The sequence below is a fragment of the Trinickia sp. NRRL B-1857 genome (assembly GCF_050470685.1).
In the GTDB taxonomy this organism is placed as follows: Bacteria; Pseudomonadota; Gammaproteobacteria; order Burkholderiales; family Burkholderiaceae; genus Trinickia.
This window is the reverse complement of record NZ_JBFLUK010000011.1, coordinates 2,101,081-2,113,792: the sequence shown is the minus strand read 5'-3', so window position 1 is coordinate 2,113,792 and position 12,712 is coordinate 2,101,081. Positions and strand designations below refer to the sequence as shown.

Genomic DNA, 12,712 nt, shown 5'->3' with positions numbered 1-12,712 from the left:
TCAGGAGGTTTCAGCATGTCGACGTCTTCCCGCTATCGAACTGTTTCTGTCTCCGACTCGCGTTCCGGGGCGCCCCTCAACGTTTTCTATCGTGAGGCGGGTTCGCGCGACGCACCCGCTGTCTTGCTTCTGCACGGCTTTCCGACCTCGAGTCATCAATATCGCGGTTTGATTGACCGGCTCGCGGACAAGTACCGGGTAATCGCGCCGGATCTCCCGGGTTTTGGATTTTCCGATGCGCCGGAGGCGGCCAGGTTCGGTTACACGTTTGACCATCTGGCGCAAGTGATTGAGCGATTCACGGAAGCTGTCGGCCTGAGCCGATATGCCCTCTATGTGTTCGACTATGGCGCCCCCGTGGGCTTCCGTCTGGCGGTATCGCGACCGGAACGGATCACCGCGTTGATTACCCAGAACGGTAACGCGTACGAAGAGGGCCTGAGTGACGGTTGGAACCCGATGCGAGCGTATTGGCAAGATCCCACCGAGGAAAATCGCAACAATTTGCGGGCCTTTCTGAAGGCCGAGACGACGCAGTTCCAGTACACACATGGCGAGAGCGATGTGGCTTCGATTGCACCGGAAAGCTACACGCTCGATCAGCATTTTCTTGAACGGACTGGCAACGACGATATCCAGCTGGATCTGTTCGGTGACTACAAGAGCAACGTGGCGGCTTATCCGCGTTTCCAGGAGTATTTCCGTACTCATCGTCCGCCGACGCTGGCCGTGTGGGGGAAGAACGATCCGTTTTTCGTACCTCCCGGCGCCGAAGCATTTCGCCGTGACATCCCGGATGCGGAAATCCACTTTGTCGACGCAGGTCACTTCCCGCTCGAGACGCACCTCGACGAGATCGCGAGCACTATTCGTGCGTTTCTGGCCAAGACATTGGATAGGGCGCAGGGGCAAGCGCTATTCGGCGAGTTGAACGAGTCCTCTGTGTCGGAGCAGGCGCAACCGCTTCTCGACGCGATGCGGGGTGTGTTCGGTTTCGTGCCGAACCTCGGCTATGCGCTTGCCGCGGAGCCCTCCGCGCTCGGCGCTTACCTTACGACACTTCAGGCGCTCCAGGCGACATCTCTGAGTCCAGTTGCGCAGCAGGTCGCGCTGGCCGCTGCGAGTCATGCCAACGCGGCCGAATATGGTATCGCGGTTCATGCGACGCTTGCCGGCAAGCTCGGCGCACCAGCGGATGTCGTCGAAGCCCTGCGAGTTGGAGGCCCGCTTGTCGATGCTCAACTCGAAGCAGTGCGCAAGTTTGCGACCGCGGTTGCAACGAAGCGGACCCAAGTGTCGGACAGCGATGTGAACGCACTGACTGCCGAGGGTTTCGATCGCCGGGCGGTGGTGGCGATCGTGCTGGCTGTTGCGAGCAAGACGTTTGCCAATACGCTGGCTCATCTCGCACGACCTGAGATCGACTCGGCGTTCTTGCCGGTATCCGCCTCCGCGGCCTGAGGTTGGACGGCCTTTGCCGACGGGTGACTCGGTCATTCCTGTCGGACACGGTCTCCTCAAAAATACGGACACTGACGTGGACCGACTCGAAGCCATGGCAATGCTGATCGCGGCCGTCGACAAAGGTAGTTTGTCGGCCGCCGCGCGGGATCTGAACGTGCCCGTCCCTACGCTCACGCGCAAGGTCGGCGACCTGGAGGCGCAACTGGGAACGAAATTGCTCACGCGGACAACGCGCAAATTGACGTTAACCGACACGGGTTTCGCCTATGTGGCGGCTGCACGGCGTATTCTCGACCTCGTCCAAGAGCAGGAGCGCGAAGCCGCGGGGGAGTTTACTGCGCCGCGGGGCGATCTGGTTGTCGCGTCCTCAAATTTGTTCGGGCGCACGCACGTGCTGCCTTTAATCGCTGATTTCATCGCGCTGTTTCCTGAAATCAATGTGAAGCTGATGCAATCCGATCGGAACGTCGACCTGGTCGATGACCGCGTCGATCTGGCGGTGCGGCTCGGCGCGTTGCCTGACAGCGGCATGATTGCGACGCGCGTGGGATCGTTTCGCGTCGTAGTCTGCGCAAGCCCTGCCTTTATTGCCGGGCACCGCGTACCGCAACATCCATCGGAGCTGCTCAAGATGCCGTGTGTGATGTTTAACGGCCCGATGCTATCCCCGGAGTGGAGTTTCAAGGCGCCGGCAACCGGCGAACGCCTGGTCGTTCCCGTTACACCTCGTCTTCAGGTGTCAACGCCGGATTCCGCGGTGGACGCTGCGACGCGTGGCGTCGGGTTCACGCAGCTCCTGCATTACCACGTCGCTCACGAGGTCGACGAGGGCAGGTTGCAGATCGTCTTGCCGGAATTCGAAGTCGAGCGGGTGCCGATTCATCTCGTTCATGTTTCTCGCAACCTGATGCCGCTCAAATTGCGGTGCTTTATCGATTTCGTCGCGCCGCGTCTGCGAGAGTCGTTAGCTCGTTTTCAATGAGCATCTCGTCACGGAAATTTGCTGATCCCCCACGCAGTCAATAAAGTACGTAAGGAACGAAAATGAAATACGGTCGTATGCCGGTGCGCAGGTGTGCCTCTACCTTGCCGCTTGGCGAGGCGAAACGAAAGCGTGCAATCGCAGCCGTCATTGTCGCGCTGAGCGCTCTGATCGGTGCGGGGGAGGCAAGCGCGGCGCCAGTTCAATCGACCTCGGAAACCACCACGTATCACATGGCGAAGGTGGATGGAGTAGGCGTGTTCTATCGTGAAGCAGGACCGAAGGATGCGCCGACGATCGTTTTGCTGCATGGCTACCCTGCCTCGTCGCGTCAGTACGCATCGCTCATACCGTTGCTGGCGACGCGATATCACGTGATTGCACCCGACTATCCTGGGTTCGGCGAAAGCGATGCGCCGCCGCCGTCGCAATACGCCTATACATTCGATCAGTTGGCGCAGACGATCGCCGCCTTGCTCGACCAGTTGAAGCTCGACCGGTATGCCCTATATCTTCAGGATTACGGTGGTCCAGTCGGCTTTCGCATCATGGAGGCGCATCCGGAGCGGATCCGCGCGCTGGTGATCCAAAACGCCAACGCATATAAGGACGGATTGGGCAAGAACTGGCCGACCATTGCTCGCTATTGGGCTGATCCGGCGGCGCATCCGGAAGTGATCGACTATTTCATGTCGCTCGAACTGACGAAGCAACGGCATATCGTCAACAGTCCGAATCCGGAGCGCTACGATCCTCAGGCCTGGCTTGACGAATATGCGTTCCTGTCGAAACCGGGCGAGAGGGAAATCCAGGCCAGGCTGCTGTACGACTATCGAACAAACATTGCATCGTATCCGCGATGGCAAGAGTGGATGCGGCTACACCAGCCGCCCACCCTTGTTTTGTGGGGGCGTTATGACCCATCGTTCATTACACTGGGAGCACTCGCGTACCACCGCGATTTGCCTAACGCGGAAGTGGACGTTCTAGACGCAGGACACTTCGCCACGGAAGAGAAGGTCGACGAGATCGCATCGGACACCCTCGCATTTCTCGCGCGGGTGAAAACTGATCGCTGACAAGATGTTGCCCCAGCGGTTAATTCACTGAGTTCGCGTTACGTTTCTCGGCGTGAGCCACCGTTTCACGAAACGTCGCGAGAAGGCTCTAGACGTTCGCGGCGATATTGCGTGGCATCGCCGCTCTCTTGGAAGTCGACGTGTTGAATCAGCCGATTGCCGCCCAGCGACTTGGCGCGATATAAGGCTTGGTCGGCGGCCGAGAGCAGATCGGAAAGGGAGGATGCCTCGGGCCCCGGCACCGCTAGGCCGATGCTGACCGTGGCATGAAAGCGGTCACCGTCGGCACTATGCGATATCGCGGCAAACCTGTTTGCAACGGTCTCGGCGACCAATTTCGCGCTGTAGCTGTCGTAGCCGGGCAGCAGGGCCGCGAATTCCTCGCCGCCGATGCGCGCGAGAATCGCATTCGTATTGGTGGCGGCTCGAACCGTATCCGCAAATGACTTCAACACTTCGTCGCCGGCTTTGTGACCGTAACGATCGTTGATTTTCTTGAAGCGATCGAGGTCGAACGCCAGCAAAGCGGCCGGGCGACAATCTATCGCGCAGTCGTTGATAATCCGCTCTCCCTCTTCGAAGAACAATCTTCGATTGCCTAAGCGAGTCAAGTAATCCGAACGCGACTCCTTCAACAGTTCGCTATGAACCTCTTCTCTCGTGAGCCTAAGTAGCGTCATCGGCAAAATGACGGAATAAAGGACCCCTTCGTACATCGTGATGTCGCTGGAAATCGACAGCACGCGCACCCCGAAGATCGAGACGATCCATGGCAGAACGAAAGCTCTGGCCGCGTAAAACAGCGCGTGGATGCCCGTTACCGCCACCGCGACGCGTCGGGACTGCGCCGCCGGTATCGCATCGATTCTCATCAATTCGCGGGCTGTCATGGCGGACGCTAGCGCGATCGGAGCGGCGCTGACATAAAGCCAAACGGCAGCTTGCCAGCGCGTACCGGTTGCCGCCCACGTAAGGCTCATCAAGAGCAGCAAACCGCTCGAGCTTTTCACATGCCGCCGGCCGTTGAACATGGCCACAGCATGCAGAACCAATAGATAGCCGCCCAATATGACGAGATTGCTCACGGCGGGGCCGGCGACACCGGTCCCCAGCAGTTCATGCCGGAAGGCCGCGATCGCGCAACCGCCTCCAAGCGTCGCATAGCCGGCGGCCAGCGCTCGAAGTTCCTTGCTGCGTTTGGGATGCGATATGTGTTCCCAATACGTCATGGCCGAACTGGCCCACAATGTTCCGATCGCGAGAAGGTAAAGGGTGGCTAAATCGACTTTCATCGTCCGTGTTTAAGGGCGTCCCCGCGACGACGAGGAAAAGGTTGCGGACTAACTGAAATTACGGCAAGTTTCGCGAATTCTTGAGAAAGAGTAACGGAACGGCAATCGGCTGCAAAGAGAGTCGGCGCATCGACAAGTCGAGGAGGCCCTCGGCGTGCGATTCTTCGAGCGCACCACGCGTAGCGTGACGCTCACTACGGTCGGCCGCGTTTTCGCCTCGAGCGCAGAGCAACTGTTCGACGATCTCGACGTCGCGCTGCTCGGCATCCGCGACGTTTCGACGAGCCGTTTAGGCCATGTGACGATCGCGTGCGTGCCGTCGGTGGCCTACTACTTCCTCCCGAGCGTTATCTCAACCTATCGCCGCCGCTTTTCGCGGATCAGGGTCAAGCTTCGTGCCGGCGACGACAACCGCCCAGTTTTGCCCGAGCGTGCGAAACACCTCGCTCATGCTCGGACGATGCCTGCGCGCCTTGAATTCCTGGGTTTCTTCAAGGTTGCGGCGGAGCAGGAAGAGTTTCAGGAATGTTCGCCCGCGACCGGAAAAACGATAAGTGCAATATTTCGAACGATTGATGTGTATTCGTTATCAATCCACTAATCGACCGAACGAGAGGATTGGGCGCGCCACTTCGCGGGCGTGATGCCCACCTGCCGTTTGAAAATACGCTGAAACGCGGCTTCGGATTGATACCCCACCGCCTCGCCGATCTCGGCGATCGACATCTTCGTTTGCACGAGTTTGCGGCCGGCGATCGCCATGCGAATTTCCGTCAGCACGTCGCTCGGTGACCGACCGATCGCCTCGTCGAAATGACGCGCGAACGTGGCACGCGACATATGACATAGCTCGGCCAGCTTGGGCAGTGTCCATGGCTCGCCGGGTTCGTCGAACATGGCCGCGAGCGCCGGTTGCAGACGCTGACGCTGCGCGAGCGCAAGCAAGCCGCGCGGCGCGTCGCCGCTTTCCGAGGCATAGCGCAGGGTCAGCGCAAACAACGCGCCGGAGAGTTGGTTGACGACCGCTTCACTGCCCGGCCGCAGCTCGAATGCCTCTTCCCGCATCAATTCGATGACACGCGCAAGCCGGCTTGACGCGAATGCCGCATCGCGCGCCTGCTCGTCGCCGGCACTCACGCTGCTCACGAGCAAACGCTCCGGCAAATGGTCGCGCATCAATTGCCGCGGCACGGCCGGCAGCACGAAGCGCCCGCATAGGACGTCGGCACCCTCGCGCGTCTTGCCGTTCGTGGCAACCGTCAATGCGCCCCGGTGCTGCTTGCGCATCGTTCGAGGCGTCTTGCCGCTGCCGTCGTGCAACGTATGGGCGCTGCCGGCGGGAAACAACACGATATCGCCGGCTCTCATGTGAAGCGCCGCTTCGCCTTGCCCGTCGGCGTCTATTTCGACAACGGCTTCGCCGCGCAACAGCACGTGATAGGGCATTTCCCACTCGTTCGACTCGGGTTGGTCAATGCGCCACGGCGAGCCGAAGTGGCATCGCACATCGAGCCGTCCCGTGACGGGCATGAGCGCCAACAGTCGATCCAGGAGTTGCATGTGAGTCAATTGAGCATGAATTTGCGAAAGTATGGCATTAAACAACTCGTCGTGCATCCGTACACTGACTTCCATGCCATACGACATGGCTAACCCGCGCAACGATCGATCAACACTGAACCAAGGAGTCAATCATGTCCCGTCTGCACACCATCCGCCCCGAAGACGCTACCGGCCCGGCCGCCGAGGTATTCGCCAAGATCAAGAAGACCGTCGGCAAGGTACCCAACGCATACGCGGCCATCGGCTCGCACAGCCCCGAAGCGTTGAGCGCCGCGCTCGCGTTCGATGCTGCGGTTGCCGCGAGTACGCTCGGCAAGGCCGACATCGAAGTGATCAAGCTGGTTGTCAGCGAACACGTCGGTTGTGACTATTGCGTGGCTGCGCATACGTTGATGGGAAAACTCGCCGGGCTGTCGAACGACGAGATGAAGCAGGTGCGTGCCGGGACTGCAACCGGCGACGCGAAGCGCGACGCGCTCGCGACCTATGTGCGGACGCTCGTCGGTACGCGCGGTACGGTGCCGGAGGCGGTTGTCGATGCGGTGCGCACGGCGGGTTACACCGACCGCATGCTCATCGAAATCAACCTTGCCGTCGCGTCGATTACGTTCACGAATCTCGTCAATCGCGTCAACGACACGACGCTCGATTTCCCGGCCGTTCAGTAAGAGCGTTGGGGAGATTTGCGCTCGGCGCGTATGTCGCGCCGAGCGCTGGCCATCTAGGAAGGCGAACGGGTGATTACCGTAAGACAGAACGTACGCGCGGCACGATAACCGAGCGCTCGATAAAGATCGATAGCCGCACTGTTCGTCGAAAGCGCATGGAGCAACGGTATCCGGTCTCGTTGTTGGATCGATGCCGTGAGATGCGCCATAAGCGTTCTTGCGAGCCCTCGGCCCCGGCAATCGGGGTGGGTGCTCACGGCGCTGACTTCCACATATTTGCGGGCAATCATTCGCTCCCCCGCCATCGCGACGAGTCTGCCGTCTTCGCGAATCCCGAAAAAGTTGCCGAGTTGATGCGTGCGGGAATTGAACGGTCCCGGCTGAGCGATTTCGGCAAGTGTCCTGATATCGGCGACGTCGGCTTCTCCGAGCGAAACGATTCGATCGTCGCCGGGCGAAGAAAGCGGCCGTGAAGCAATCATTTGGATGAGCGTTGCCTCGAGTACCGTCTCGCAGTCTGTCGGAACCTGCGGGCGTTCGAGCGTGAAAAGCGAGGCCCGTTCGCCGGGACCGAGCATGGCGGCGATCGCCTTGACGTTCGTTTCCGAGTAGTTGCGCGCGGCTGCGAAAGGGGCGAATTCGGGCCTATAGCGCCGAACGTCGCCGTGGATCTGCGCCCATTGCGCGTGCGGACCGCAAAGCGCCGTCCAAACGATATTGTCGAGGGCGTCGTCGCAATCGACCTCGGGGTGTTCGTCGCCTGCCTGCTGCTCGATATTGGAATTCATGCTCTGTGTTCGGTGCGGGCTTTGGATAGGTATTATTTCGATGCGCGGCGCTGTTGAAAAGGACTGCAAAGGCATCGCCTACAAGCAGACTTCTGGCCGGTCTGTCGGCTGCACCCGATGCAGTTCGAGATTAAAACCGCATCTTCAACCCGATGTCGATTAGGATCATCCATGCTGACTGCCCTTGCCATTTCAAACTATCGATCGATTCGCGAGCTGGTCGTCCCGCTCTCCAATCTAAACGTGGTCATAGGCGCAAACGGGAGCGGCAAGTCGAATCTCTATCGCGCATTGAGTCTGTTGGCCGGCGTCGCGCGCGATGGCATCGTGGGTCCGCTCGCGAGGGAGGGCGGGTTGCAGTCGGTTCTCTGGGCGGGGCCGGACGACCGATCCGGCCGCATGCGGCGCGGGGAGGTTCCGATGCAGGGGCCCGCCAAAGGCGCGCCGGCGCCTCGTTTGCGGCTTGGCGTCAATGGCGAGGATTTCGGCTACGCGGTCAGTATGGGGATCGTGACGGGTTACGGAAACGAGGATAGAGAAACGTCTTCGTCATTCACGCTCGATCCCGAATTCAAACGCGAGTCGATCTGGTCCGGCCCCGTTCTGCGTCCGGCCGCCGTTCTCGTGGACCGCGAGGGGAGCGTGGTACGGCGCAGGACGGACGACGGATGGGCCGTCGTCACGCAGCATCTGCCGCGCTACGAAAGCCTGTTTTCGCAGATCGGGCGAGACTCCGTTAGCCCCGAGGTATTCCACGTTCGCGAGTCGATGCGAGGCTGGCGGTTTTACGATCACTTCCGGATCGATCCCGATGCGCCGGCCCGTCGCTCCCAAATCGGTACGCGTACATCGGTCCTGCATCACGACGGCCGAGATCTTGCAGCCGCGTGGCAGACCATTCGCGAGATCGGCGATCGCCGGGCCCTCGACGAGGCCGTTGCCGATGCGTTTCCGGGCGCGAGCGTCACGATACAGAGCCAGCCCGGAGGGCTCTTCTCATTGCAGTTCAATCAGGACGGGCTGATGCGTCCGTTGACGGCCGCCGAATTGTCGGACGGCACGCTGCGTTATCTGCTGCTTGTTTGCGCACTGCTGACGGCACGGCCGCCGGATCTCATGGTGCTGAACGAACCGGAGGCCAGTCTGCATCCGGATTTGATGCCGGCACTCGGGCGTTTGATACGGCAGGCGGCGCGTCACACCCAAATCTGGGTGATTTCACATTCGTCGCGATTGGCGGCGGCGCTCGACGAAGATCCGGAATGCAACTGCCTCGAACTAGAAAAGACGTTCTCGGAAACGGCGGTCGCCGGGCAGGGACTATTGGACCGTCCCGCCTGGCGTTGGGCGGACTAGGGGCCGGTCTATTTCACCCACGGCTCACCCGCCGCTCACCCAACGCTCTTCGGAAGCCATGAGGTGTGCGCGCATCGCCGTTTGCGCGGCGATCGGATCGCCGGCCTGTAAAGCCTTGAGCACGGCCTCGTGCTCGTGCACGGCGGCCGTCCACGTTTGAGCGCTTTCCGTATGGCCCCGCATCGCAGCCGCGATCGGGTCGTGGCGGCTATCGAACAATTCGCCCACGTAACGGCTGAGCACCGAATTGCCCGCCGCTTCCGCGATCAACATGTGGAATTGCCGGTCCGCCTCGACAGGCGATTTGCCGGCCGCGGCGAATCTGCGCATCCGGTCGATCGTGCGACGCAGCCGATCGAGTGTGGCGGCGGTCATATGCGCCGTGGCAAGCATAACCACGCTGCCTTCGATCGTCGCTCTCGCTTGCATCAATTCCGTCGGACTGTCGCCTAACGCTCCCACCGCACCCGCGGCGTCCTCGCTCGCTTCGCAGACATAAACGCCCGATCCCATGCGGATTTCCACTTGCCCGCCGATCTCCAGCGCGATCAGCGCCTCGCGCAGCGACGGGCGCGAGACGCCGAGCTTCAGCGCGAGCTCGCGCTCGGGCGGCAAGCGCTCTCCCGGCGGAAATTCACCCTGGCGAATCAACGCGAGGATCTGGGTGGCAACGGACTGGTAAAGCCGCTTAGGTTCTGTCGATTTCATTGTATGGGCGAAGAGGCACCGCGTAGGTTGCGTCGGAGTTTAGCACGGTGCCCGCTAACCATTGTCCCGTAAGCGATTCATAGCTCTATAGGGTTTTCACTATTGGTAAGATGTCTTTCGATGAATGAATATTGGCTTGACCAAAACGGCGATTTTGTCTTTAATTCAGCAAAATTGGACTGACCAGTTGCAAGCCAGGTTGGCCGTACATGGAGACGGAATGACAGTGCTCAGCAGTTCGCCAAGCGTTGCCGTGATCGATCCCGGGACACGGGGGCGAGAAATCCTGCGCCTCGAAGGCGTCGTGAAGCGATTCCCGGGCGTAGTCGCGCTCGACGGCATTCGTCTGGACCTGCGCGCGGGAGAGGTTCACGCGGTATGCGGTGAAAACGGCGCCGGCAAATCCACGTTGATGAAAATCATCAGCGGTCAGTACCAACCCGACGAAGGCACGATCGTCTATCGCGACGCCCCGGTTCGGTTCGGCTCGACGGCCGAGGCGCAGGCCGCCGGTATCGCCATCATTCATCAAGAGCTCAACTTGGTCCCGCACTTGAGCGTGGCCGAAAACCTCTATCTCGCCCGCGAGCCGAAGCGCGGACCGTTCGTGGATGCGCGCAAGCTCAATGCCGACGCGGTGCGCTGTTTGCAGAGGATCGGTTTGCATGTCGCACCGACGACGCTCGTGGGCACGCTGTCGATCGCGCAGCAACAGATGGTGGAAATCGCAAAAGCGCTTTCGTTCGATTCGAACGTGCTGATCATGGACGAACCCACGTCCTCCCTGACCGAATCGGAAACGGCCCAACTCTTTCGGATCATCCAAGAGCTACGCGCGGCCGGCGTAGCGATTCTTTACATCTCGCATCGGCTCGACGAGATGGCGCAGATCGTCGACCGCGTGACGATTCTGCGCGACGGCCGGCATATCTCGACCGACGATTTCGCCGCGCTGACGGTAGGCGACATCGTTGCGCGCATGGTGGGGCGATCCCTCGACGATGCATACCCCGCGCGGCATTCGGTGCCTACCGAGGACGTGTTGCTTCGCGCATGCGATCTGCGCCGCAACGGCGTATTCGGGCCTGTCTCGTTCGAATTGCGCAGAGGCGAAATCCTCGGTTTTGCGGGGCTCATGGGGGCGGGCCGCACGGAGGTCGCGCGAGCGATTTTCGGTGCGGACCGGTTGGATGACGGGACGCTCGAGGTGCACGGCGAGCGCTTGACGATCCGGTCGCCGCGCGAAGCGATCCGCCATGGCATTGCGTACTTGTCGGAAGACCGCAAACAAGAGGGCCTTGCGCTGGGAATGTCGGTCGCCGCGAATATCACGCTGTCCAACGTCGCCGCCGTCTCGTCGCACGCCGGCTTCTTGCGCTTCGCCGAAGAAGCCGAGATCGCGCGCCGCTATGTGCGCGACTTGTCCATTCGCACGCCCTCGATCGAGCAAATCGTCCGCAATCTGTCGGGCGGCAACCAGCAGAAGGTCGTGATCGGCAAATGGCTGTACCGAGGATCCAAGATTTTCTTCTTCGACGAGCCCACGCGCGGCATCGACGTCGGCGCGAAGTTCGCCATCTACGGGCTCATGGATCGGCTCGCGGCGCAGGGCGTCGGCGTCGTGCTGATCAGCTCGGAGTTGCCGGAGCTGCTTGGAATGACCGATCGGATTGCGGTCTTTCATGAGGGCCGCATAACGGCCGTTCTCGACACGAAACAAACCAGTCAGGAGGAGATCATGCACTTTGCTTCGGGGCGCACACATGCTTGAAATGACTTCCGATCGTAGTCAAAGCGCCGACCGCTCGGCGCAGCAGCGGCGCCGTGACCTCATTCAGAAATTCGCGGCCCTCGGTAGTCTCGTGGCGCTCGTCATCGCGTTTTCGGTCTCCAGCTCGGCGTTCTTTTCGGTCGACAACATGATGACCGTCAGTTTGCAAGTGACGTCGATCGCCTACCTGGGGGTGGCCGCCACCTGCGTCATCATTACCGGCGGGATCGATCTGTCGGTTGGCTCCGTGCTCGCGCTCGCCGGCGTCTCGGCCGCATTGCTTGCGAAGATGGGCGTGCCGGTACCTCTCGCGATGCTCTGCGGCGTGCTCGTGGGCGCGATGTGCGGATACGTCAACGGCATCTGCGTGACGCGAATGGGCTTGCCGCCGTTCATTGCGACGCTCGGCATGATGCTCGTCGCGCGCGGCCTGGCTTTGCAGATCACCGGCGCGCGGCCCGTTTCGGATTTGAGCAATGCGTTCGGCGTTCTCGGCAACGGCGCCTTATTCCGGGTGTCGCATATCGGCGCGGACGGATTTCCGGATACGACGTTTCCCGGTATTCCCTATCCCGTCGTCATCATGGTCGTGTTCTTCATCGCGGGCGCGATCCTTCTTTCGAAAACGTCGCTAGGCCGGCACATCTACGCCGTCGGCTCGAACCCCGAAGCCGCTCGTCTCTCGGGTGTCCACGTAAGCGGCGTGAAGATGTTCACCTACGTGCTCTCCGGCGCATTGGCCGGCGTCGCCGGTTGCGTGCTGATGTCGCGTCTCGTGACCGGCCAGCCCAACGAAGGCGTCATGTACGAACTCGATGCCATCGCGAGTGCCGTAATCGGCGGAACGTCGCTGATGGGCGGTGTCGGCACGATCTCGGGCACGGCCATCGGCGCATTCGTCATCGGCGTGCTGCGTAACGGTCTAAACATGAACGGGGTATCGAGTTTCATCCAGCAGATCATCATCGGCGTCGTGATTCTAGGCACCGTCTGGATCGATCAACTGCGAAGCAAGAAGCGTTAATCGAGCGTAGTTCAATC

11 protein-coding genes and 2 pseudogenes are annotated in these 12,712 nt (G+C 60.7%); 8 read left to right on the top strand and 5 right to left on the bottom strand.

Annotated elements, in window-relative coordinates; genetic code table 11:
• Window positions 1-15: 15 nt before the first annotated feature.
• The 3 genes from AB1286_RS29720 (at window position 16) to AB1286_RS29710 (ending at window position 3,525) form a co-directional block, all read left to right on the top strand.
• Complete coding sequence (locus tag AB1286_RS29720; protein WP_430366773.1) at window positions 16-1,461, top strand: alpha/beta fold hydrolase; 1,446 nt, start codon at window positions 16-18, stop codon at window positions 1,459-1,461.
• Between the two features lie 94 nt (window positions 1,462-1,555).
• Window positions 1,556-2,446, top strand: coding sequence for a LysR substrate-binding domain-containing protein (locus AB1286_RS29715; protein ID WP_430367358.1), 891 nt, complete (start codon window positions 1,556-1,558; stop codon window positions 2,444-2,446).
• 62 nt (window positions 2,447-2,508) lie between these two features.
• On the top strand, window positions 2,509-3,525 hold the full coding sequence (locus AB1286_RS29710; protein ID WP_430366772.1) for an alpha/beta fold hydrolase: 1,017 nt from the start codon (window positions 2,509-2,511) through the stop codon (window positions 3,523-3,525).
• Window positions 3,526-3,590: 65 nt separating this feature from the next.
• Here AB1286_RS29710 and AB1286_RS29705 read toward each other — a convergent pair whose 3' ends face one another.
• Window positions 3,591-4,817, bottom strand: a complete 1,227-nt coding sequence (locus tag AB1286_RS29705) for a diguanylate cyclase domain-containing protein (RefSeq protein ID WP_430366771.1) — start codon at window positions 4,815-4,817, stop codon at window positions 3,591-3,593.
• 119 nt (window positions 4,818-4,936) lie between these two features.
• On the opposite strand from AB1286_RS29705, the pseudogene AB1286_RS29700 reads away from it, so the two are divergent.
• Window positions 4,937-5,211: pseudogene (locus tag AB1286_RS29700) on the top strand (LysR family transcriptional regulator); the annotation flags it as partial.
• Here AB1286_RS29700 and AB1286_RS29695 read toward each other — a convergent pair.
• Both AB1286_RS29695 and AB1286_RS29690 read right to left on the bottom strand, forming a co-directional pair.
• Window positions 5,206-5,334: pseudogene (locus AB1286_RS29695) on the bottom strand (citrate-proton symporter); the annotation flags it as partial. The pseudogenes AB1286_RS29700 and AB1286_RS29695 sit on opposite strands and share 6 nt — an antisense overlap.
• A gap of 80 nt (window positions 5,335-5,414) precedes the next feature.
• Window positions 5,415-6,377 carry a cupin domain-containing protein gene (locus AB1286_RS29690; protein WP_430366770.1) on the bottom strand — a complete coding sequence of 321 codons (963 nt, stop codon included), beginning with the start codon at window positions 6,375-6,377 and terminating at the stop codon, window positions 5,415-5,417.
• 134 nt (window positions 6,378-6,511) lie between these two features.
• Between AB1286_RS29690 and AB1286_RS29685 the strand changes: the two genes are divergently transcribed.
• Window positions 6,512-7,048: a carboxymuconolactone decarboxylase family protein gene (locus AB1286_RS29685; protein ID WP_430366769.1), complete on the top strand. Its 537-nt coding sequence runs from the start codon at window positions 6,512-6,514 to the stop codon at window positions 7,046-7,048.
• 53 nt (window positions 7,049-7,101) lie between these two features.
• Here AB1286_RS29685 and AB1286_RS29680 read toward each other — a convergent pair whose 3' ends face one another.
• On the bottom strand, window positions 7,102-7,836 hold the full coding sequence (locus tag AB1286_RS29680; protein WP_430366768.1) for a GNAT family N-acetyltransferase: 735 nt from the start codon (window positions 7,834-7,836) through the stop codon (window positions 7,102-7,104).
• Window positions 7,837-8,007: 171 nt separating this feature from the next.
• Here AB1286_RS29680 and AB1286_RS29675 point away from each other — a divergent pair, with 171 nt between their 5' ends.
• On the top strand, window positions 8,008-9,192 hold the full coding sequence (locus tag AB1286_RS29675; protein WP_430366767.1) for an AAA family ATPase: 1,185 nt from the start codon (window positions 8,008-8,010) through the stop codon (window positions 9,190-9,192).
• A 24-nt stretch (window positions 9,193-9,216) separates the two neighbouring features.
• Here the strand turns inward: AB1286_RS29675 and AB1286_RS29670 are convergent, their stop codons facing one another.
• Window positions 9,217-9,900 carry a FadR/GntR family transcriptional regulator gene (locus AB1286_RS29670; protein WP_430366766.1) on the bottom strand — a complete coding sequence of 228 codons (684 nt, stop codon included), beginning with the start codon at window positions 9,898-9,900 and terminating at the stop codon, window positions 9,217-9,219.
• 220 nt (window positions 9,901-10,120) lie between these two features.
• Between AB1286_RS29670 and AB1286_RS29665 the strand changes: the two genes are divergently transcribed.
• Together AB1286_RS29665 and AB1286_RS29660 are read left to right on the top strand one after the other, a co-directional pair.
• A complete protein-coding gene (locus AB1286_RS29665; RefSeq protein ID WP_430366765.1) occupies window positions 10,121-11,671 on the top strand; it encodes a sugar ABC transporter ATP-binding protein in 1,551 nt (516 codons plus the stop codon).
• The gene (locus AB1286_RS29660; protein ID WP_430366764.1) at window positions 11,664-12,695 is read left to right on the top strand and encodes an ABC transporter permease; all 1,032 of its coding nucleotides are present in this window, start codon (window positions 11,664-11,666) and stop codon (window positions 12,693-12,695) included. Before AB1286_RS29665 ends, AB1286_RS29660 begins: the two co-directional genes overlap by 8 nt.
• Window positions 12,696-12,712: the final 17 nt, after the last annotated feature.